General features: G+C 60.6%; 22 protein-coding genes and 1 pseudogene. 11 read left to right on the plus strand and 12 right to left on the minus strand.

The window, feature by feature from the left end; translation table 11 throughout:
- Window positions 1–136: 136 nt before the first annotated feature.
- Window positions 137–1,666, minus strand: a complete 1,530-nt coding sequence (locus ACCD05_RS16000; protein WP_413393886.1) for a PAS domain S-box protein — start codon at window positions 1,664–1,666, stop codon at window positions 137–139.
- 93 nt (window positions 1,667–1,759) lie between these two features.
- On the opposite strand from ACCD05_RS16000, the pseudogene ACCD05_RS16005 reads away from it, so the two are divergent.
- Window positions 1,760–1,845: pseudogene (locus ACCD05_RS16005) on the plus strand (formylglycine-generating enzyme family protein); the annotation flags it as partial.
- A 946-nt stretch (window positions 1,846–2,791) separates the two neighbouring features.
- Here ACCD05_RS16005 and ACCD05_RS16010 read toward each other — a convergent pair.
- Both ACCD05_RS16010 and ACCD05_RS16015 read right to left on the minus strand, forming a co-directional pair.
- Entirely contained in the window at window positions 2,792–2,998 is a 207-nt protein-coding gene (locus tag ACCD05_RS16010; RefSeq protein ID WP_112436803.1) for a hypothetical protein, read from the minus strand.
- A gap of 30 nt (window positions 2,999–3,028) precedes the next feature.
- Window positions 3,029–3,226, minus strand: coding sequence for a hypothetical protein (locus tag ACCD05_RS16015; RefSeq protein WP_112950055.1), 198 nt, complete (start codon window positions 3,224–3,226; stop codon window positions 3,029–3,031).
- On the opposite strand from ACCD05_RS16015, the gene ACCD05_RS16020 reads away from it, so the two are divergent.
- From ACCD05_RS16020 to ACCD05_RS16035, 4 genes are read left to right on the plus strand one after another with little or no spacing between them, the layout of a single operon-like run.
- Window positions 3,225–4,139, plus strand: a complete 915-nt coding sequence (locus tag ACCD05_RS16020) for a Ku protein (RefSeq protein WP_413393889.1) — start codon at window positions 3,225–3,227, stop codon at window positions 4,137–4,139. The genes ACCD05_RS16015 and ACCD05_RS16020 overlap by 2 nt on opposite strands.
- Window positions 4,140–4,150: 11 nt before the next feature.
- The gene (locus ACCD05_RS16025; RefSeq protein WP_413393891.1) at window positions 4,151–4,960 is read left to right on the plus strand and encodes a Ku protein; all 810 of its coding nucleotides are present in this window, start codon (window positions 4,151–4,153) and stop codon (window positions 4,958–4,960) included.
- Between the two features lie 31 nt (window positions 4,961–4,991).
- Entirely contained in the window at window positions 4,992–5,177 is a 186-nt protein-coding gene (locus tag ACCD05_RS16030; RefSeq protein ID WP_413393892.1) for a hypothetical protein, read from the plus strand.
- 43 nt (window positions 5,178–5,220) lie between these two features.
- On the plus strand, window positions 5,221–5,517 hold the full coding sequence (locus ACCD05_RS16035) for a DUF2934 domain-containing protein (protein ID WP_113178046.1): 297 nt from the start codon (window positions 5,221–5,223) through the stop codon (window positions 5,515–5,517).
- 55 nt (window positions 5,518–5,572) lie between these two features.
- On the opposite strand, the gene ACCD05_RS16040 is transcribed toward ACCD05_RS16035, so the two are convergent.
- From ACCD05_RS16040 to ACCD05_RS16055, 4 genes are all read right to left on the minus strand, one after another.
- A complete protein-coding gene (locus tag ACCD05_RS16040) occupies window positions 5,573–6,100 on the minus strand; it encodes a glycoside hydrolase family 15 protein (RefSeq protein WP_413393894.1) in 528 nt (175 codons plus the stop codon).
- Window positions 6,013–7,353: a glycoside hydrolase family 15 protein gene (locus ACCD05_RS16045; protein WP_413393897.1), complete on the minus strand. Its 1,341-nt coding sequence runs from the start codon at window positions 7,351–7,353 to the stop codon at window positions 6,013–6,015. Before ACCD05_RS16045 ends, ACCD05_RS16040 begins: the two co-directional genes overlap by 88 nt.
- The gene (locus ACCD05_RS16050; protein ID WP_413393900.1) at window positions 7,353–8,252 is read right to left on the minus strand and encodes an SDR family oxidoreductase; all 900 of its coding nucleotides are present in this window, start codon (window positions 8,250–8,252) and stop codon (window positions 7,353–7,355) included. Before ACCD05_RS16050 ends, ACCD05_RS16045 begins: the two co-directional genes overlap by 1 nt.
- Before the next feature lie 170 nt (window positions 8,253–8,422).
- Complete coding sequence (locus ACCD05_RS16055) at window positions 8,423–9,280, minus strand: alpha/beta fold hydrolase (protein WP_413393903.1); 858 nt, start codon at window positions 9,278–9,280, stop codon at window positions 8,423–8,425.
- A 1,342-nt stretch (window positions 9,281–10,622) separates the two neighbouring features.
- Here ACCD05_RS16055 and ACCD05_RS16060 point away from each other — a divergent pair.
- Together ACCD05_RS16060 and ACCD05_RS16065 are read left to right on the plus strand one after the other, a co-directional pair.
- Complete coding sequence (locus tag ACCD05_RS16060; protein WP_413393905.1) at window positions 10,623–10,808, plus strand: hypothetical protein; 186 nt, start codon at window positions 10,623–10,625, stop codon at window positions 10,806–10,808.
- Window positions 10,809–10,941: 133 nt separating this feature from the next.
- Window positions 10,942–12,465, plus strand: coding sequence for an aldehyde dehydrogenase (NADP(+)) (locus ACCD05_RS16065; RefSeq protein WP_413393906.1), 1,524 nt, complete (start codon window positions 10,942–10,944; stop codon window positions 12,463–12,465).
- Window positions 12,466–12,528: 63 nt separating this feature from the next.
- Here ACCD05_RS16065 and ACCD05_RS16070 read toward each other — a convergent pair whose 3' ends face one another.
- The 4 genes from ACCD05_RS16070 to ACCD05_RS16085 all read right to left on the minus strand — a co-directional run bounded on the left by ACCD05_RS16070 (window position 12,529) and on the right by ACCD05_RS16085 (window position 15,349).
- A complete protein-coding gene (locus ACCD05_RS16070) occupies window positions 12,529–12,948 on the minus strand; it encodes a hypothetical protein (RefSeq protein WP_413393908.1) in 420 nt (139 codons plus the stop codon).
- Window positions 12,949–13,224: 276 nt separating this feature from the next.
- Window positions 13,225–14,115, minus strand: coding sequence for a hypothetical protein (locus tag ACCD05_RS16075; RefSeq protein ID WP_111563686.1), 891 nt, complete (start codon window positions 14,113–14,115; stop codon window positions 13,225–13,227).
- Window positions 14,116–14,150: 35 nt separating this feature from the next.
- Window positions 14,151–14,744, minus strand: a complete 594-nt coding sequence (locus tag ACCD05_RS16080; protein WP_112436792.1) for a dienelactone hydrolase family protein — start codon at window positions 14,742–14,744, stop codon at window positions 14,151–14,153.
- Between the two features lie 152 nt (window positions 14,745–14,896).
- On the minus strand, window positions 14,897–15,349 hold the full coding sequence (locus ACCD05_RS16085) for a DUF2383 domain-containing protein (protein ID WP_111563688.1): 453 nt from the start codon (window positions 15,347–15,349) through the stop codon (window positions 14,897–14,899).
- Between the two features lie 190 nt (window positions 15,350–15,539).
- Here ACCD05_RS16085 and ACCD05_RS16090 point away from each other — a divergent pair, with 190 nt between their 5' ends.
- The 3 genes from ACCD05_RS16090 (at window position 15,540) to ACCD05_RS16100 (ending at window position 16,838) form a co-directional block, all read left to right on the plus strand.
- Window positions 15,540–16,109: a type 1 glutamine amidotransferase domain-containing protein gene (locus ACCD05_RS16090; RefSeq protein WP_413393911.1), complete on the plus strand. Its 570-nt coding sequence runs from the start codon at window positions 15,540–15,542 to the stop codon at window positions 16,107–16,109.
- A 97-nt stretch (window positions 16,110–16,206) separates the two neighbouring features.
- Window positions 16,207–16,467 (plus strand): DUF2188 domain-containing protein, encoded by a 261-nt coding sequence (locus tag ACCD05_RS16095; protein WP_111563690.1) that lies wholly within the window; start codon window positions 16,207–16,209, stop codon window positions 16,465–16,467.
- Window positions 16,464–16,838 (plus strand): GFA family protein, encoded by a 375-nt coding sequence (locus ACCD05_RS16100; RefSeq protein ID WP_413393913.1) that lies wholly within the window; start codon window positions 16,464–16,466, stop codon window positions 16,836–16,838. Before ACCD05_RS16095 ends, ACCD05_RS16100 begins: the two co-directional genes overlap by 4 nt.
- A 70-nt stretch (window positions 16,839–16,908) precedes the next feature.
- Here ACCD05_RS16100 and ACCD05_RS16105 read toward each other — a convergent pair whose 3' ends face one another.
- Window positions 16,909–18,630 (minus strand): ATP-binding protein, encoded by a 1,722-nt coding sequence (locus ACCD05_RS16105; protein WP_413393915.1) that lies wholly within the window; start codon window positions 18,628–18,630, stop codon window positions 16,909–16,911.
- A gap of 416 nt (window positions 18,631–19,046) precedes the next feature.
- On the opposite strand from ACCD05_RS16105, the gene ACCD05_RS16110 reads away from it, so the two are divergent.
- Window positions 19,047–19,250: a cold-shock protein gene (locus ACCD05_RS16110; RefSeq protein ID WP_111563694.1), complete on the plus strand. Its 204-nt coding sequence runs from the start codon at window positions 19,047–19,049 to the stop codon at window positions 19,248–19,250.
- Window positions 19,251–19,468 lie beyond the last annotated feature (218 nt).

Consider the following 19,468-nt stretch of genomic DNA (forward strand, 5'->3'; position numbering starts at 1 on the left):
GCTCCCTCCCCACGAGAGTTTGTAGGCTACCACAATTGGCGCGTTCGGAAGCTGGACTTTAGTCCGGGTCTCCAAGCCGTCCGGTTCCGCGCTGGCTCGGGCGCACTCGGTCGGCCGGGACGCACCAGGAACCTTATCAGAAGCAACGTCCGGCCTGGCAAGCTTCCGATAGCGCCCGCGACAACTGTGCTTGGGTGAACGGCTTCGATAGTCTCACAACGTCGCTCAGCAGCTGGGTTCCTTCAGGAAGTTCGGCGTAACCCGTGGCTAGGACCAGCGGAAGGGTCGGATGCCGCTCTCTGATTCGCTGACAGAGCTGAGCCCCGGTTATCTGCGGCATAGCATGATCGGTAATCACCACGGCCGGGAGCTGACCACTCGCCAATGACGCCAAAGCTTCCTCGGCGGAAGACGCCTGAATGGTCTCCATGCCGAGATCTTCAAGCAGGAGAACAGTGTTCATCAGCACAAGCGCATCGTCATCAACAACCAGCACCGTCATGGCGGCGGGGGGAGGATCAAAAGCTGTCTCAGGCGTGGAAGCGGGTTGCGTCGACGTTTCAACAGACACCGGAAGCCAAAGCTCGGCTGTCGTGCCAACGCCTGGTGTGGACTTGAGAACGAGCTTTCCTCCGGACTGAGCCATCAGGCCCTGCACCATCGCGAGGCCCAGCCCTGTCCCCTTTCCGACCCCCTTCGTTGTGAAGAACGGCTGGCTGGCACTTGCAAGCGTCTCGGCGTCCATCCCTTCCCCTTGGTCGGCAACCGCAAGACAGACATAACTGCCTGCCGCAAGCGAAACAACTTTCTCATCGGTCACATTCCGTCGCTCGGCGGAGATGGTGATTTGACCACCGCTGGACATGGAATCCCGGGCATTTACAACCAGGTTCAGGAGCGCGTTCTCCAACTGATTGGTGTCCGTGAGGACGAGCGGCAGATCGGACGGGAAGGTAGTATCGATGACAATCTCAGGCCCGATCGTTCGACGCATGAGGTCTTCCATCCCACCGATAAGGTCAGGAATGCGTACGGATTCGATCTTAAGCTCTTGGCGCCGCGCGAACGCGAGAAGCCGTTGCGTCAGAGTTGCACCGCGTCGCGCACCCTGCATTGCGTTCTCGATTAGCTCTGCAACGTCCGGATTGACCGACCGCTTCTTGGCAATCTCCAGGCTCCCTAAAATTGCCGTCAGTAGATTGTTGAAGTCGTGCGCGAGACCGCCTGTCAGTTGCCCGACCGCCTCCATCTTCTGGGCTTGGAAGATCGCCTCTTGGGCCGCCCGCTTTTCGCTTATATCGCGCGTGATCTTGGCAAAGCCGATGAGGTCGCCCGCCGAGTCCCTGATGGGGTCAACGATGACGTTAGCCCAGAAACGCGATCCGTCCTTTCGCAAGCGCCACCCTTCGCGCTCGAAACGACCATCTTCTTGAGCGATCCTGAGCGCTTCCGCAGGAAGACCACTGTTGCGATCCTCCTCTGAGTAGAAGGTCGAGAAATGTCGCCCGATGATTTCCTTCTCCGTGTACCCCTTCAGCCGCTCCGCGCCGGGATTCCAGCTGGTGATGTTTCCAGCGGGATCCAGCATGTAGATTGCGTAGTCAGTGATCGCCTCGATGAGTAGGCGATAACGCTGTTCGACGGTGGGATCGGATTCTTGTATCATGAAAGTGCTGTAGTTCCTTTAGAAGCGAAGCTCCACAGCTTCCGGTGAGTAATGCTCTATCTAGCGCACGGAACGCGATAGACCACAGACCAAAGTCTGGGCACGTTCGTTCGCAATCCCAAAGGTGGAGGATGCTCGGTGGGCGCCCCCCAGACAACTTGGGCTTCCGCCTAGTGCGGCATCCCACGTTCATTCAGAGCATTACGGACTTCACCCGGCGAGCTGCGAAAGAGATCCTGGCTCCCTACACCACCACCGCTTACATGGAGCAGAGATACAATCGCGTGAACCGTGTGCCCAAGCGTTACCTGTTTGGCGTCATCGATTTCGCATCACGATGCTCTTGCTCGGCGATCGTGACGTCCCGAGGGTTCGATTTCCTCAGGTTCAAGACGTGGCGCGCGACCATGAGAAGTAGACAGATCATTGTCGTCAAGGTCACCGCGAGATAACCCATCATCAGCCACCACAGCATTGGATCTCCTTTCGTCTGGTGCTGGCGGTAATCTAAAGCGACATGGGCCGACGGCCATCGGACGAAGGTCCTATATTGGCCGGGAGAACCTCCTGCCCGTTGGGCGTATGGCGGCAACATTAGTTGTCGTTGTCACCCGAGCCATGGCAGCGGTTTGGCTGGCTGCCGCGCGAAGCGATTGTGAAGCGTGGCGCCTTCACGATCCTCGCCACGCGCGGCTCCGAGCCACTCGGGACCGCCTCAACGGAGATCCAAGCTTGGGTGGACGCGCCGCGTTGAAGCTCAGGGACGTTCCACCGCGAGCGCAACTGAAGGATTGGCGGAGTTCGTCATCAAGTCATGGCCGATTTATCGCGGCGGGACATGGCCCATGACCGGGCTCTGTCTGCCTACCACCATGCCACAAGGCCGAGGGATGGCCGACATCGATCTTTGGTACGCTAGCGCGCACGGATCAATGTTGAAAATTGACGACTTTCAGGTGAACATGAAGCTGGCTTTCCGAGCCGCTTCGAACTCATGGGTTTGTTTTGCCCCGCCCAGCAAGCGGGGCTTTTTTCCGAGAAAAACGGAAGCGAGCCTCGTCGCGAGCAGCGATCCCCGGGGAGAAGCCGGAGACCGTGTCCATGGCTGACCGCATGGCGCCCGCCTCAGGAAGCGGCCGGCCAGTCATTGGATGGTTCTTCCGGTACATCTGGGTCGTCGACGGGATCAGGGTCGCGATCGTAATGCGCCTTCATATTTGCGATTTCAGCCTCGACCATCGATAGCACCTCGGGTGCCTCGACGCCCGTGACGACGAACTCGTCGACCAGCTGCTCCAGCTTGAGCCGCAATTTCCCAGCCAGCTCGTTCATGGTAAGCCTCCTCTCATTTGCCATTTCAGCTCAACGTTGGAACGGGCAAATGGATGCATCGTCGCCAACCTGGTCCCCACTCGCGCCCCAACCGACGGTGAACGTCTCGACCTGAATCATCTTCTTCAAAAGCCGGGATAACCCGTTGAAAATGATTCGCTTCGGCAGGGAACGAATCACGCGCTCAATGCTTGAGTCGCCAATCAGGTGATTCGGAGTATGCGTCATGGCAGCTGGCCACCGTGCCCAGTGGAAGGGTTTCATCAAGTTCGGAGAGGTGTCGTTCGGTGTGGCCCTCTACACCGCGGCCTCCACGTCCGACCGCATCACGTTCAACACGATCAACAAGGCGTCGGGAAACCGGGTCAATCGCGTCTTCATCGACAGCGAGACCGAGGAGCTCGTGGACAAGGAACAACAGACCAAGGGCTTCGAGATCGAAAATGGCCAATACATAGTCATCGACCCGGAGGAGGTGGCGGCGACCATTCCCGAAAGCAACAAGACGCTGGAAATCGAGGCCTTCATCCCCTGCTCCGACGTCGACGACGTCTATTTCGACAAGCCCTATTATCTGACCCCCGACAAGATGGGCGGAGAAGGCTTCGCGGCGCTGCGCGACGGCATGAAGAAGTCCAAGGTCGCGGCGATCGCGAGGACGATCCTCTTTCGACGGATGCGAACCGTCCTCATCCGGCCCCATGGTCGTGGGTTGATCGCGACGACGATGAATTACGATTACGAGGTCAGGTCCTCCAAAAAGGCGTTCGAGGAGATGCCCAGGATCAAGGTCGAGGGCGAGATGCTTGACCTTGCGAAACACATTATTGGCACGAAGAAGGGCACGTTTGATCCGGCGGCGTTCGAGGACCGCTACGAAGCGGCGCTGGCCGAGCTCGTCAAGGCCAAGCTCGAGGGACGATCGCTTCCAAAACCGAAAAAGGTCGCGGTCTCCAAGCCAAACGACCTGCTCGCCGCACTTCGCCAGAGCGCCGGTCTGTTGAAGGCGGCGGCGGACAAGCCCAAACGCACGGCCGCCAATGCCAATGCCAATGCTGGCGCGGGTCGTCAGCGCGCCACGCGCGGATCGGCGTCAAACGCCGGGGCGGCGAAATCCGCTTCCCATCGAAAGGCTAGTTGAGGACATCCATCATGGCTCAGAAGTACTATTGGAAGGGCTATCTCAAGCTTTCACTGGTCACCTGTCCGGTCGCGATGACGCCAGCGACGAGCGAGAGCGAGAAGGTTCGCTTTCATACCCTCAACAGGGAGACGGGTAATCGGGTTGTTTCACAATATGTCGATTCCGTCACCGGAAAACCGGTCAAGGACGAACACGAGGCCAAGGGGTATGCCCGTGGCGAGAACGACTATGTTATCCTGACGGACGATGACCTTGACGCTGTCGCGCTCGACACCGTCAAGACCATCGATATCGAGAAGTTCGTGCCGGCCAACAGCATCGAATGGATCTATCTGGAAAAGCCGCACTACCTGATGCCAAACGACGCCGTGGGCAACGAGGCCTTCGCGGTCATTCGTGACGCCATGAAGGCGGACAAGGTCCTCGGCGTCTCGAGACTTGTCATCGGCCGGCGAGAACGCGCCGTCGTCCTGGAACCCCGCGACCAGGGGATTGTTCTTTGGACACTGCGTTTCGGTGACGAGGTTCGCCCCGAGGAAGGCTATTTCGAGGACATTGACGAGGAAGCGGACCCCGACCTTATTCCGTTGGTCCAGCAGCTGATCAAGAAGAAATCGGCCAAATGGTCGCCCGACATGGTGAGCGATCCCGTACAGGAGGCCTTGCTGAAGCTCATCGCCGAAAAGAAGAAACTCCTGAAGCCCAGTAAGGCAACGAAGGGCAAGGCAGCCTCGTCGCCAGCGTCCAATGTCGTCAACATCATGGACGCGCTTCGAAAGAGCGTTAACGCTGAACTCAAGGGCCGAAAGGCCGGATAGCCGCGAAAGCGGCGCAAGCATGGAGAAGACAATGGAACGCGACAAGAATTTTTCGGACCGAACTCCATCGCGCGAGCAAGAACCCGTGCCGCAGGCTGGCGGGCATCAAGGCGGAGCCGGGCGAGGCAAATCGGTGGAGGATGACACCGATGTCGCCAAGGACACGAAGGAAGGAATGAAGGACGCGTCCGGAAAACTGCCTCGTGGCGATGTTTAGCCCGTCGCCGCGCGAAAATTTAGCCTAGCCAAGGGAAGCATTCATGGGACAGGATCTGCAAGAGCAAATCAGGACGCGCGCCTATCAAATCTGGATTGACGAGGGACAGCCAGAGGGCGCGGACTTGCGACACTGGCTTCAAGCCGCCGACGAGCTTGCCGGCGAGGACACGCACGAAACCTTCCAGGAACTGATCGACGAGGATGACCGCGAGGATGAGGTCAAGCGTCGCGATCCTCCAGCTGATCGACAGGCGACTTCATCCCCGGCGCCAGTCGTGGAGATCACCACCGGCCGGGAACCGGCCAGGAGAAAGGTTCGAAAAACCGAGGGACCTTGACTGGTTTCAAACCTTTGTCTTGGGGACGGCGTCCTGGTCGCCCCCAGGAGACCGATCATCGGTTTTCCTGGATCGAGAATATCGCGTGAAGCAGGGCAAGATGGCTCAGCCCCTGCGGAAGATTGCCCAATCCCTCGCCGGTCACCGGATCGATCTCCTCCGTGAGGATGCCGAAATTATTCCCGAGCTTCTCCAAGAGGGTTTTCAGCAAGGCCTCGGCGTGGTCCACCTTGCCCAGGAACGCGTACGCCTCCACCAGCCAGCAAGAACACGCGACGAAGGCGCCCTCTTGCCTGTCGGCGCCGGTAAAGCGGTACACCAAGGGACCCACGGCAAGATCGCGCTCGATCGCAACAAGGGTCTTAAAAAGTCTTCCGTCATGCTCGAAGCCAAACCGAGTGGTGAGCAAGAGCGAGGCGTCAAGCGTTTCGGATCCCGCGTGGCATGTATACGCCTGCAGTCTTTCCGACCAGCAATTCTCGTCCACCCAAGCCTTCACGCGTTCACTCTCGCGCTTCCACTTGTCCGCGTCTCCGGCGATGTGACCGTCTTGAGCGAGCTGCGCGGCCTTTGACAGGGCCAATCAACAGCCGATCTTGGAGAAGGTGTATGCTGCTCGTCCTCTAGCTCCCAGATGCCGGAATCCTTGACTTTCCATCGTTCCATGCATTGATCGGCGAGCTTGGTCAGCAGCCTGGCGGCATCGGGATCGATGACATGCCCCATCCTGGCGAATAGCGAGGCGGTTTCGAGGATATCGCCATAACAGCTCAGTTGAACCTGCTCCTTGGCACGGTTGCCCGTCCTGACAGGGCGAGAGCCCTTGTAGCCTGGAACATCGATGATCCTCTCGTCGGGGACTTCGGCTCCATCCAAGGTGTAGACGACCTGGGGCCGGGGCCCGTCGTTGCCAAGGGTCCGGACGAGCCAGCCGAACGCGGCTATCGGTTCATCGAGAGAGCCGGCGCGCAGCAATGCCTTGATGGTATAGGCGGCGTCCCTGACCCAGGCGTAGCGATAATCATAATTCTTGTCGCCGCCAATTCGCTCGGGTAGTCCCGAGGTCGCGGCCGCGGCGATCGCTCCCGTCTTCGAGAACACGAGGAACTTCAAGGACAAGGCGCATCGCCTCAGGTCATCGGCGAAAGGCCCGTCATAGGTGAGCTGGCCCGCCCACCGACGCCATTCCCGGTCACTTGAATCGATACGGGCGTCAACGTCCGATAGGGCTGGGATAGCCAGCGGTGCTCTATCCGACACAAGAAGCGCAAGGCACGTCCGTTGGCCAGCGCGCGCCGTCCATCGAGCGATGGTGCGTGCATCCTCGTCCACGATGATCTCGAGTTCCGGATCGTGGCGGAATGTGGTCACGAGATCGCCAATATAGCGAATGTCGGCATTCGGATGATTGACGCGGCGCGCTGGCCCGGCGGCGCGGACCGGTTCAAGACGTACTTCGAGGTCGACATGACCAGAAAGGCCTTCCACCCGACGCGCCAACTCGCACCAGGGCAGACGCCCGGCCACGCCGCTGTTCAGCGATTCCGTGACACGCGCCGAGCCGGTCCTGGTGACAAAAACCGTCTCCAACACGTTGCTGCTTTCACGGTAGCGCCGCTCGATGCGGAAAGGCTCCGTTGGCGTGATCGAGAACCTGCCCCCGGACGCGTGATGCAGTCTGTTGAAGAGAGGCGGTGAGTCCATGTCGGGAGCGCACCACCAGTCGATGGATCCATCCGCTCCAACGAGCGCGACCGAGCGGCCGTCTCCAATGGCGGCGTAGTGCTCCAGCGGGAGAAAGTCGCCGGTTCGTCGAGGGGTCAGGGATGTCAGCATCAGGCCAGCGTGTTGCCGCCTGTCACGCCGAACACCTCGCCGGTGATGTAGCTCGATTCCTGCGAGGCGAGGAAGACGTAGATCGGCGCGCATTCGGCTGGCTGTCCGGGCCTCTTCATCGGGACTTCGCTTCCGAACTTCTCAATCACGTCCTGGGTCTGGCCACCCGACCTCTGAAGAGGCGTCCAGAAAGGTCCTGGGGCGACCACGTTGACCCGGATGCCGTTTGGCAAGACCTGTTTGGAGAGCGCCTTGGAAAACGCCACGATGGCGGATTTGGTCGGCGCATAGTCAAGGAGCGTTTCCGACGGATGATAGGCCTGGATCGACGCGGTGTTGATGATCGTCGCGCCGGCCGGCAACAACGGCAAGGCGGCCTTGCAAATCCAAAAGAGCGCGTAGACGTTGGTCTTGAACGTGTCGTCGAATTGCTCCGTGGTCAAATCCTCGATGCTGTCGATCGCCTTCTGGCGTCCGGCGACGTTTGCAATCAGATCGAGGCCGCCGAGTTCGCGATGCGCCGTTGATACCAGCTCCTTGCAAAATTCCTCGCTTTTCAGATCACCGGGAATGGCCACGGCCTTTCGACCCTCGGCCTCGATCAGTTTAACGACATCATCGGCGTCCGACTGTTCCTCGGGAAGATAGTTGATGACGACGTCGGCCCCTTCGCGCGCATAGGCAATGGCCGCGGCGCGACCTATACCGGAATCGCCGCCCGTGATGAGTGCCTTTCGGCCCTTCAGGCGGCCAAGACCCTTATAGCTCCGCTCACCGTGGTCGGGGACGGGCAGCATCTTTTTGGCGAGGCCCGGAACGGGCTGTGGCTGCTTCGCAAACTCGGGGCGCGGATACTGAGTAAGGGGATCTTGAATATCGAACTGGTTGGCGGAAGCCATGAGCGGACACTTTTCGTAATGGGACACACCTAGAATTTGCGTCGGCGAGGATGGTTCCGCCCGCCCCAAGGTATTCACGTGCGGTCTTGGGTCGGCCCGACACCGTCGTGCCCGCACGGGCGCCGCTGACGTGGACAATCCCGCTCGAGGGTCCGGGACGTGTTTTCGGCTCATCCGATAAACCGGGATATCGCGGCCGCCAGATCAACTGGATTTTCCTCAGCGACGTGGTGCCCACTCTCGATCCCGAAACCTTGGACGTTTTTCGCCCATCTTCGCCAGATCTCCAATGGATCACCGACGGTGTCGACCAAGTCGTCCTTCGTCGACCAGAGACATAGCAAGGGACAGTTTATCTTCCGGCCGGATGCACGGGCGTCCATCTCATCGCGTCTGTCCACGGTAAGCCCGGCTCGGTAATCCTCGATCATGCCATGGATGACACGCGGGTCGGATACCGCCGCGACGATGTCCTGGTAAGCGTCCTCGCCCATCAAGCTCGGCGACAGTTTGCCGTACCAAGCCAGCGGGTCGACGCTGATAGCTCTTTCCGGTTTGTCGGGTTGCGCGAAGAAGAACCAGTGATACCAATCTCGAGCAAAGCGCCAGTCCGTCCGCTCCAGGTGTTCGATAATGGGAACACCGTCGATCACCACGACATTTTCGAGTGCATCCCCGTGATCCATCGCCAAGCGAAACGCCACGTAGCTACCGCGGTCATGGCCGACGGCGGAAAAGCGTTCGTGGCCTAGGCTCCGCATCAGCGCCACGCAATCATTCGCCTTCGCGCGTTTGGCCGAATTGACGTGGTCGTCGGCATCCTCGGGCAAGAACGATTGTCCGAAGCCTCGAAGGTCCGGGCAGATAACCGTGAAATTCGGGGCAAGCATATCGGCGACCTGCCCCCACGTCATGTGCGTTCGAGGATGGCCGTGAAGCAGGATAACGGGTGGCCCCGAGCCGCCGTGACGCACCCTCAGCTTGCCGGGGCCAACATCAATGAAATCAAGCGCGAATCCCTCGAACACCAAACTCCTCCAAGGTCCCCATTCCAAGATACAGGCCATCGGTTTCACGCGCCGAGGCGGTACGAACCTAAAAGCCGCAACCTAACGTACGCTGTCTGTCGCGCCTCTTCGGCGTCCGCCGGTCAGCCTTGCCGCGCGGGACTAATCTAGCGTCAGCGTGGTGGCGTCGAGGCCTCCCGCGCCGCCCGAAGCTTTTCGGTCTTTCTTCGTCGCGCCTCGGCCTCGGCTTCGATCGCGGCCATGGCGGTCTCGTGCGTGGCTTGGAATTGTTCGCGTCGCTCCTGATTGGTGAAAGACTTTCTGGAGCGGTGATTGATCTCTTTATCGTCAGTCATCCGCGTTAACTTGTGAGGTCGCTAGCGTTCGGCAAGGAATTGGTATGGGACCGTACAAAGCGCACAAGGAACGCCCTAAAGCGCGTCGCGATCTTTCAGATTCGCTCGTTGCGCTTTAGGTCTTTCTTTTACCGCATGTCTTCATCGCAAAACCGCTTCACACTTTTGCGCGACATGCTCTAGACCCGCGCCAATGGTTCGTTACCTCTCTCGAGTGCTGGTCGTTTCCAGACCGCCGCTAACGGCTTCCAAATTTTCCGTGCCGCGACGCGGCATCCGCGCGTGGAGATGAAGGGGCCGCCGGGAGATCATGGTCACCGTTCCGCGATCAGGCGGCCCCCGCGTGCACGGACGCCGTGCCGGTGAGCATCAAACAACATTCCTGTCCCCTGGAGCAGTTTGATATGTGCGGCCCCCTTGGCTTGACGCGCTCGCCGCCGACCAAAGCGAGGTCCTCACTCCATCGCACTGGAACGCTTCGCCGGGACGGAGAGCCAGCGGAACAAGCATACCCCGCACCATCGTCCGCTGGCTGACAAGCCACGTACGCGCGAAGGCGGCAAGCCACCTATATGTGCGGCATGGTCGAGGGATATTCGATCGGCATGAAGCCGCGCCACCACTCGGCGGCTTTTCGCCTCCAGGCTTGGGCTTCAGCCAGCCCGCGTTGTTGGGGTGGACTGTCGATTTCAGCCGGAAACGAGCCGGTGGTGGCCGCCGAGCCACGGCTTCTCAGTCGAGGCCTTGCGGCCGGCCGCCGAACTGGACGGACTGGTCGGCGGACGCAGAAGGGCTTCACGGCATTTCTCGCGAGAAGCTTGCCGATGAAGGCGTCCCGATATCAATCGTTGTGCGGGAGATGATGGCCACGCTTTCGAATATGATCTCTTCGCGAGCTCGCCGTCATGGGATGGGAAATGGCTCGGCGTCCTGCTTCGGGCCGGGGGGTTCCACGACATGCTCTTCGAGTCCGTAAGTCGGACGACCTCATCGTCGAAGTTGCCTTGATGTTGACTGAAGACCGCGATGTTCGTGGCGTGGACGCGGCTGCGCTCGTCGCCAATGTCATCGCCCGGTCCGAGCCTGCCGTGCCTGCCCACCGCGCACTTCCGGACGCCGCACTGGAACTTGAGAGATTGCGCCTGGTACGGGAGGCTGTCGAGAGCTTGGCTACCGCGCAGTCTCACACCTGAAAGCCTAAAGGCAACCAGCCGGTTACCGGTGCATATCGCCCAATACATGAACGCCTGTGTTCGGAGCGGGTAGAAATCCGCACAGAGAGCACCTATATCGAAAAGTATTACTTTTCATCGGAGGCATTCCATCATGACCATCAACGGCAGCCTGCTGATCGCGGGATCGGAAAGACGTGGTTCTAACGGCGAATTTACAGGTATCGAAGCGGCGACAGGAACCGCCCTGCCCGTTTCGTTCGGTGGAGCTTCGGCTGCCGACGTCGAGGAGGCCACCCGTCTCGCATGGGAAGCTTTCGACGTCTATCGCGAGACCGACCTTGAAACGCGGGCCGCCTTCCTGGAGACGATCTCCACCGAGATCGAGGGCGTCGGCGAGGAGCTGGTCGAACGCGCCATGGCCGAGACGGGCCTTCCCCGCGGAAGACTGGAGGGAGAGCGCGCCCGTACGACCGGCCAGCTCCGGCTGTTCGCCAAGGAAGTCCGCGAAGGCAGGTTCCAGGAACTTCGCTTCGACGCGGGCGATCCCTCGCGCAAGCCGGCGCCGAAACCCGACCTTCGTCTTCGCAACATCCCTGTCGGCCCCGTCGCGGTTTTCGGCGCCTCCAACTTCCCCCTCGCCTTCTCCGTGGCCGGCGGGGACACCGCCTCCGCTCTGGCCGCTGGCTGCCCTGTCGTGGTGAAGGCGCACTCCGCGCATCCTGGCACCTCCGAGCTCGTCGGACGCGCAGTGCAACGCGCCGTGCTGAAGGCCGGCCTGCCCGCAGGTACGTTCGCTCTCCTGTTCGACACGGGCTTCGACATCGGGCAGCAGCTCGTCGCCGACCCGAAGATCCGCGCGGTCGGCTTCACCGGTTCGCGCAGAGGCGGAACGGCACTCATGGAGATCGCGTCCAAACGCAAGCAGCCGATCCCCGTCTATGCCGAGATGAGCAGCATCAATCCCGTCATTCTGTTTCCGGGTGCGCTGGAGAACCGCGCCGAGGAGATCGCGACGTCCTTCGTATCATCGCTTGCGCTAGGCGCCGGACAATTCTGCACGAACCCCGGCCTTATACTGGCTGTCGACAGCAAAGGGCTAGAGGTCTTTATCACCAAGGCCAGCGAGCTTCTTCCGGAAACAGGAGCGCAGACCATGCTGACGCCGTCGATCGCCAAGGCGTTTCGTGAGGGCGTTGGCCGCCTCGAACAGCATTCCGAGGTGTCGATGCTCGCCAAGGGAAAGACCGGCGGGGACTACGACGGAGTGGCCGCGCTCTTCGAGACGTCGGCCGCCTCGCTCCTGGCACATCACGAACTGCAGGACGAAGTCTTCGGCGCGGCAGGGTTGGTGGTGCGCTGCAAGGACTTCGAAGAGCTGGAGCAAGTAATCGACGCCCTCGAGGGCCAGCTTACCGTCGCGTTGCATGTCGACGCCGGCGATCTCGACGACGCTCGCCGACTCGTCCCGAAACTTGAGATGCTCGCCGGCCGGCTGCTGGTGAACGGGTTCGGAACCGGGGTAGAGGTCTCGCACGCCATGGTTCATGGCGGCCCGTATCCGGCGACAGCCGATGGGCGATCCACCTCCGTCGGTACGCTTGCGATCTACCGGTTCCTGCGACCGGTGTCCTACCAGGACTTCCCGGAGGCGATCCGTCCGGCAGCGCTGCGGTAGCAATCGGCGCGCGGTGCGGGACAAAGTACCGCGGGTAACCTGCTAGAGCAGCCCTGCTCCCGGTCAGCCGGTTCGCCCGGAAACCGCATCCGCAAACATCGAAGCTATGAGCGCCGGCTTCATATGCATTAGCAGGAGGCCCGGCCTCTGCAGGTCGAACGACTTGTACGCAAGACCTCCTGTGAAGCCCATCGTTTCCAGATGGCCCTCGATCCCCTTCAGCAAGGCTTCGTCGCCGATTCGACGCCCTTGAAACGAGCGGGATTGTAGGCGACCTCGAACGACGCTCCGGCCTCCTTTATATGCTGGGTCATCCCTGCCCTCCGGACGCCAGAAAGACGTCGGCACTTTCACCAGCACATGTGTCCCGTCCGGCGATGTTGACTTGTCCCACCCTTGCCGATGCGCAGTCTTGCGAGCCGTGTCGACTTTCCAACCCTGGCGAGCTGCCAGCTCGCGATAGGACAACAGTGCGAAATCCATGATCTACTCCCGGCGTGATTGGACAGCCGGAGGATCGTCCCAGCGCATGCATGGGACAACTGCGGTGCGATCCCTGGGACGTTCCGGAAGGTTCGTCTCGCCTGACCGCGGCAAACAAAAAAGGCCGGGGCGTAATAGCACCGACCTTTCGTTCGTCTTCCTATCCCTGCCAGTACATCCGTGGTCAAAGCCGGTAGACGGGGTATCGCGAGCGGCACTCTCTGAAGCGCATCAGCAATCCCGATGAACAAGTTGTAGTCTCGCAATCCGTCGATATCAAGGCGACGTTCCATCGGCATCGCGATTGGTCCGTCGCCGTTCCCTGGATTTCGCGGAACTCCTTGCGACACGCAACTCCTCGAGCGTCGGCTGCCACCACCCGCGAACCCGCTCGTATCCTCTCGGTTCCGCGCGAGCCGGCCAGGTATGGACGAGTTCTTCCAACGTGGCGGCACGCCAGCCCGCCCAGACATACTCGTCGTCGGCGTCCGGATGGTACTCGGCAACCTCTTCGGGGTCGACGAGTTCTCCGGTGATCTCCGTGATAACGACAATCCCGAAAGCGACTGTCGCCACAGGCCGAGCGAGCGGCGGGAGATCGTCGCTCGGCACAGGCAGTCGCTTTTTCCCGCGCTTGGACATCCGCCGCTTGGTTTTCGCCTCCTCTTCGGTACCCTTGCGGGCCTCGGCCCGTTTCCTGCGCTCCTCAGGCTCGGCTCGTTTCGCGGCCTCCTCGATTGCTTCCCATCGCTGCTGGAGGTCGTCGTAGGATGCGTACGGCACCTCCCAAACCTTATCGTCGCCGTCCCATCGGGCGAAAGCGATCTGCCGGAGCTCGTCGACGACCGTCCGCGAGAAGGGTGTCTTGATGCGGAAGCCGCGGTCGTAGACCTGCAGATAGGGGCTGAGGATGGGTTCAAACTGGTAGGCGTCGCGGCCGCGCTCCTCTTCGTAGGGCGCCCTTCGATCCGCTTCGGAGGCGAGCCATCGATCGATGCGCTTTCGAGCGGTCTTGCCGGGAACCGTCCAGGCCTGAAGACTGTCCGACCACCGGGCATTCGGAAAGGTCTCGCGAAAGCGCGCGACAGTCATCCGGTCAAAGGCGAAGGATACCTTCTCCCGCGGAGGGTCGGGGTCCTTGGTCTCTTCGTGGTTGTCTTCGGTCATGACAAGAAAACGGTCAGGTGATCGTCGGGTTTCGGTTACGAAAGCGATTTCTGCAGGAAGGATAACGCCGTCCGAGCGCCGGTGCTAGAAATCGTATGTCCGACGCCGGGTTCGACATCGAGTTCAACTTTGTAGCCTGCCGCTCCAAGCTGCGCCGCCGCGAGCGTCGAGGCAGCCGCAGGAATCGTCGCGTCGGCCTGACCGTGTACGAGCAGGATCGGCGTGTCCTTGCTGGACGGCGAGATGGGCTGTGGCGGGAGAAGCCCCGCGAAGGACACGAGCGCGCCGACCTTCCATCGGCCGGAAGCGACCGCGTCGAGGGCTACTATCGCACCCTGTGAGACGCCAACGAAGGCGATCCTGTCGTGGCTTTCGGCGAAGCCCTCGCGCCGGACGACGTGGTCGATCAGTCCGTCGAATGCTTCTCGGGCAGCCATCACCCTCGCCGGATCAAGCGGGTTGCCTTCGGTCGAGAACCATTGGTGGCCGCGCCAGTGATGCACCGGAGCGTCCGGGGCAGCAAACCGGGTGTTCGGGAGACCAGCGCGCCAGGAAGAGGCCATCGGCATAAGCTGAGCGCCGGACGCGCCAATACCATGCAAAAAGATGACAAGCGAACCATGGATCATTGAAACTCCTCGTTAAACACACAGAGGGCGCTCGACGTCTTCATGACGGAGCGCCCTCCTCACCGCGCGGCCGTGCAGGGCGACAGTCATGTCGCGATACTCGGCCAAGCTTTTCGGTGGTGACCCTTAGATGTTAATGCGGGCCTTCGGTTTCAAGACAGCGTGTCGGCAGTCGTGCTCATCCAGGCACGGTGACGTTCCTCGTCCTGGTGCGCCTTCATGAAGAACGCCTTCGACTCAGGAATCGCGTCCTCGTGGCGCGACGCGCGCTCGTAAGCTGTGACCGTATCGTCTTCGTTCGTCTTCATTGCCTTCAGGATTGCCGAATCACCCATGAGGTCGGCGAGCGCGATCTTGCCGGTCGTCAGCATCTGCTTCATGTCGCCGTCGGTCGGGGCTTCGATACCGAGTTCGCGGGCCATCTCGGTCAACGTAGCGACGTGCCGCAGGTGGTCTTCCTTGAAGGCTGAAATCTGGCTTGCGAGTTCACGGCTATCGAGCCGCTCGATACAGGAATCGTATGCGGCGATCGCATCGTGCTCCAAGTAGAGCAGATTTTTGACAAGACCTTTGATGTCGTATTCGTTGCCAACCATCGTGACCATATCGTTCTCCTTGCTGGGTTTGAGGAGACCGGGGAACGAGATGCGTGCAGGGTTGTTCCGCCGCCGGGCGGACCGTCCTCTATCGTACATTCTGAGAACGACACGACACACTTGGCCGGAACTTCGACGGTACACGCGGGTTTCAACCTAGACATTCCGTTCCAACCTCAATCCAAATTGGAGAGATGACATGACCCTCGAAGGGAAGAAGATCGCCGTTCTAATCGCGCCGCGCGGCACCGAGGAGCCCGAATTCAAGAAGCCCAAGGAAGCAGTCGAAGCCGCAGGCGGGACTGTGACCGTCGTCGGGATCGAGGCCGGCGAGGCCAAGACGAACAATGGCGATCTCGATCCCGGCGGCAGCTATGTCGTGGACAAGACCGTGAAGGATGTTTCGGCTGGCGACTTCGACGGACTGGTGATCCCCGGCGGGACCGTCGGCGCCGACAAGCTTCGGGCGGATGACGATATCGTTTCGTTCGTGCGTTCCTTTTTCGAGCAGGGAAAGCCGGTCGGCGTGATCTGCCACGGCCCCTGGCTTTTGGTTCAGGCCGACGTTCTGAGGGGACGCACTGTCACGTCCTATTCTTCGATCCGGAAAGACATTGAGAATGCGGGCGCTACCTGGGTCGATGAGGAGGTCGTGACCGATCAGGGGCTGGTCACAAGCCGGAAACCCGATGACCTGCCAGCGTTCTGTGCGAAGATCGTCGAGGAATTTGGCGAAGGCAGACATCCTGAACAGGCACGCAGCGCCTAATGGAATATACAAGGAAGCGTCGGTTCCCCCCCGGCGCTTCACGCCGCATCATGGGAGCGCATCGAGCACTCCCTTTCTTAGTTCAGGAGTAGGTCACATGACAAAGATCACCTATCACGTTGCCGAGCATGACGGAGGTTTCGCGTATCGGCTCGGGGACGTATGGTCCGAGTCCTTTCTCGACCATGACGCCGCGCTTGCCGCGGCAAGATCGGCTGCCGAGCGGCAGCACCTGGAAGGCCGCGACGCCGAGATTTCTTATCAGCTCGCCGATGGACGCTGGCAGACGGAACATGCTTCTGGCGGAGACCGTCCGGAGACCGACGTCGTCGATGATGCGGCGGAGAAGTCGGCATGACCACGCTGGTAGGGTCTTGCTCTTGTGGTGATGTGAAGGTGGCGGTTCGCGGGTTGCCTCTGCGCATCGGCATCTGTCACTGCACGGACTGTCGTCATGAGAGCGGATCAGCGTTTACGTTCTACGCAGTATGGCCAGCGAGCGAGTTCGAGACGACAGGTCAGACCCGCGAGTTTCGCGGACGATCTTTCTGCCCGAATTGTGGATCGCGGCTGTTCTCGGCCGATGAGCAGGAGGCCGAGATCAAGCTTGGCATTCTTTCCGACGCGCCGACGCCGCTGAAGCCGACATACGAACTCTGGGTGAAGCGCCGGGAATCATGGCTGGCTCCGATCGCAGGTGCCGAGCAGTTCGACGAAGATCGAACATGATCCGTTCATCGACCCGGTATCGGCCAACGCTTCCTCGCTTTATCACACCGAGGCTCGGACGCTACGTTTTCTAGCGTCCCTTCGGCATCTTGAAGGTGAAGCAGGTTCCTGTCTCATCCGAAGAGACGTCGATGGTGCCGCCGTGAGCCTTCGCAATTTCCAGCGCGATGTAGAGTCCGAGACCCAGCCCTTGCCCGCCGCGGGAGGCAGCGCCGCGCTTGAACGGCATGAACAGCCTTTCGAGGTCTTCCTCGGGGATTGCAGAACCTGAGTTGCGCACGCTGACTTCGATGCCGTCCGGGCCATGGCGCCCCGTGATGTGGACGGGATGATCTTCCAATCCGTGGGTGACCGCGTTCGACACGATGTTCGAGAACAACTGTGCGACCCGGAGACGGTCGACGACTGTCGGCTGCGGGAAGTCCAGTTCGAGATGAATTTCGCGGTCAGGATGCGCCGAACGGATCTCGTCGGCGACAACTTGCAGCGTCTCGACAAGGTCGGCTTCCGCCAAGTCAAGGGAGATTCCGCCGCCAAGACGCGCGCGTGCAAGGTCCATGATGTTGTCGACGAGTCCGGTCATCCGTGAAATGCTCGCCTTCATCAGGTTGAGGACGAGCGGGCTTCGCTCGGTCCAACCTTCCTTGAGAAGACGGTTCGTCCCGGCGTCGATCGCTGCGAGCGGATTGCGAAGGTCGTGCCCGAGCACTGCGATGAACTGCTCCCGGAGCTCCGAGAGTTCGCGCTCGCGCTCCAACGACGCCTCGGTTGTCCGGAGGCGGTCGCCAGCGTCCAGATGATGTGCGATCAATTCCGCAAAAAGCTTGAACGTTCCGATGACTTGCGGGTTGTCGACCTTCGCGGGATTCGGATCGATCGCACACAACGTGCCCCAGAAGGTGCCGTCCGCACGGACGATCGGCATGGAGATGTAGCTTCTCAAGCCGTAGATACGGGGCGTGTGATGATCCCGGTAGCGATCATCCGCAGACGCGTCATCGAAGACGATCGGCTGTCGGTGATCGCGGATTTCGTTGCAGAGCGTGCTTTCGATCGGCAACTCGTCACCAGGCTTCAGCCCGAAGCCCACATGATCGAGGGAGCTACAGGTGATCCACCGCGTCTCGGTGACCCGAGCAATGGCTGCGAAGCCCATCTTGGTCATTCGGAGCGCGACGTCGAGCATGGTGGGAACCGCCGCGATCCCGGCGATCACCTCGATGTCGGCTCGATAGTCGCCCGGTACGGCATCTGAAGATAAAGAAGCCGGAGATCTGCCCAACCTCAACTTCGCTGTGAAGCCGATATTCTCAACGGCAGTCGCCGCTGCCTCGGCCAACGCCTCCAGCGTTTCGACTTCCAACTGTGTAGGCTCGTATGCCTGCCACCAGTATGCGCCGATCGCGCCGACGGGGTCTTCGCGACGGATAGGAGCCATTGCAACAGCCCGGACGAACGTGCCGTCGTAGAGTTCGTGCGGGATACGGTCGTCCCGCCGGAGGTCGGGGACGACAACCGTCTGGCGGTTGATCATCGACCAGCCAGAAATGCATGCGGACGCGGGAAACTTCTCGCCCTTCCAGAGAGGTGCGATCGAGTCTTCCTCGACGTAGTGACAAAGGTCGCCCTCGCGCCGAACGACGGTTATCCCTTCGCATCCGACGAGAGACCGCGCGCTTGCGCGTATCATCGCGACCACCTCGTCGAGGGTGCGCGCACGTGAAATGGCGGAGGTCGCTTTCGTCAGATTGGCGAGCGGCGTCCTGAATTCGGTGGAATCGGTTATCAGCACCACTGCGGTCCTTTCGACTGCATGAGGATGCCCTCATATACGGTAGCGGACCTTCGCATACTCCGCGCCGATATAAAAGGTGGATGTGAACTTACGCAGAACATTAACCTGACTGCCTGGCCTGAGGGCTCGTCAGGCCGAATCGCGCCCCTGCGAGGCGCTTGCCCGCACGTCGAGCGTCGCTCTGACTGCTGTCATTATCTGGCAGCCCCTGCTGATCCTGAGCGGAATGACCGGCGGCCCGAATAGTTCCACTGACGGCGGCATTGCGCGTGGGTTCCATCAGACAGTTCCCCTCTCGCAACAACCCTCGAGCGGTGGTTGGCCCCGACCACACCCAAAAGGGCGGCGAAGCCGTTGCGGGCCTCCCGCCGAGCCGCTATGAAGACCGCAGGATACCAACCAGGGGATTTTCAGTGGCTTACGGTACGGTCAAGTTTTTCAACCAGGACAAGGGCTTTGGATTCATAACGCCAGACGAAGGCGGACAGGACGTGTTCGTCCATGTTAGCGCGGTCCAGGATTCGACGCTGCTCCGCGAAGGGCAGAAGGTGTCGTACGACGTGGGTCAGGATCGAAAGACCGGCAAGTCGAAAGCCGAGAACGTCCGTGGTGCCTGACGTAGATCGAGCGGAGTTTCCTGAATGAACATCAGGACGGCCACCAAGGATGACGTGGCGTCGATGAGCGCGATGCTCGAGACGCTTGTCGCGGCGGGCAGACGCAGGATGCCGGCGGACGAAGAGTATGCTCGGGATCATTATCGTAGCGCTTGTCGGTTCCGGTGTCGATGATTCGCGTTTCGACATGACTGTCTCCTTCTTCGGAACACCTGAAA

It is taken from the genome of Rhizobium sp. Rhizsp42 (assembly GCF_047304155.1).
In the GTDB taxonomy this organism is placed as follows: domain Bacteria; phylum Pseudomonadota; class Alphaproteobacteria; order Rhizobiales; family Rhizobiaceae; genus Rhizobium.

What these genes read in the sequence shown, in the direction of transcription:
- ACCD05_RS16000 (WP_413393886.1), bottom strand. Translation starts at nt 1,666, where the DNA reads ATGATACAAGAATCCGATCCCACCGTCGAACAGCGTTATCGCCTACTC.
- ACCD05_RS16010 (WP_112436803.1), bottom strand. Translation starts at nt 2,998, where the DNA reads ATGAACGAGCTGGCTGGGAAATTGCGGCTCAAGCTGGAGCAGCTGGTC.
- ACCD05_RS16020 (WP_413393889.1), top strand. Translation starts at nt 3,225, where the DNA reads ATGGCAGCTGGCCACCGTGCCCAGTGGAAGGGTTTCATCAAGTTCGGA.
- ACCD05_RS16015 (WP_112950055.1), bottom strand. Translation starts at nt 3,226, where the DNA reads ATGACGCATACTCCGAATCACCTGATTGGCGACTCAAGCATTGAGCGC.
- ACCD05_RS16025 (WP_413393891.1), top strand. Translation starts at nt 4,151, where the DNA reads ATGGCTCAGAAGTACTATTGGAAGGGCTATCTCAAGCTTTCACTGGTC.
- ACCD05_RS16030 (WP_413393892.1), top strand. Translation starts at nt 4,992, where the DNA reads ATGGAACGCGACAAGAATTTTTCGGACCGAACTCCATCGCGCGAGCAA.
- ACCD05_RS16035 (WP_113178046.1), top strand. Translation starts at nt 5,221, where the DNA reads ATGGGACAGGATCTGCAAGAGCAAATCAGGACGCGCGCCTATCAAATC.
- ACCD05_RS16045 (WP_413393897.1), bottom strand. Translation starts at nt 7,353, where the DNA reads ATGCTGACATCCCTGACCCCTCGACGAACCGGCGACTTTCTCCCGCTG.
- ACCD05_RS16050 (WP_413393900.1), bottom strand. Translation starts at nt 8,252, where the DNA reads ATGGCTTCCGCCAACCAGTTCGATATTCAAGATCCCCTTACTCAGTAT.
- ACCD05_RS16060 (WP_413393905.1), top strand. Translation starts at nt 10,623, where the DNA reads ATGTTGACTGAAGACCGCGATGTTCGTGGCGTGGACGCGGCTGCGCTC.
- ACCD05_RS16065 (WP_413393906.1), top strand. Translation starts at nt 10,942, where the DNA reads ATGACCATCAACGGCAGCCTGCTGATCGCGGGATCGGAAAGACGTGGT.
- ACCD05_RS16070 (WP_413393908.1), bottom strand. Translation starts at nt 12,948, where the DNA reads ATGGATTTCGCACTGTTGTCCTATCGCGAGCTGGCAGCTCGCCAGGGT.
- ACCD05_RS16075 (WP_111563686.1), bottom strand. Translation starts at nt 14,115, where the DNA reads ATGACCGAAGACAACCACGAAGAGACCAAGGACCCCGACCCTCCGCGG.
- ACCD05_RS16080 (WP_112436792.1), bottom strand. Translation starts at nt 14,744, where the DNA reads ATGATCCATGGTTCGCTTGTCATCTTTTTGCATGGTATTGGCGCGTCC.
- ACCD05_RS16085 (WP_111563688.1), bottom strand. Translation starts at nt 15,349, where the DNA reads ATGGTCACGATGGTTGGCAACGAATACGACATCAAAGGTCTTGTCAAA.
- ACCD05_RS16090 (WP_413393911.1), top strand. Translation starts at nt 15,540, where the DNA reads ATGACCCTCGAAGGGAAGAAGATCGCCGTTCTAATCGCGCCGCGCGGC.
- ACCD05_RS16095 (WP_111563690.1), top strand. Translation starts at nt 16,207, where the DNA reads ATGACAAAGATCACCTATCACGTTGCCGAGCATGACGGAGGTTTCGCG.
- ACCD05_RS16100 (WP_413393913.1), top strand. Translation starts at nt 16,464, where the DNA reads ATGACCACGCTGGTAGGGTCTTGCTCTTGTGGTGATGTGAAGGTGGCG.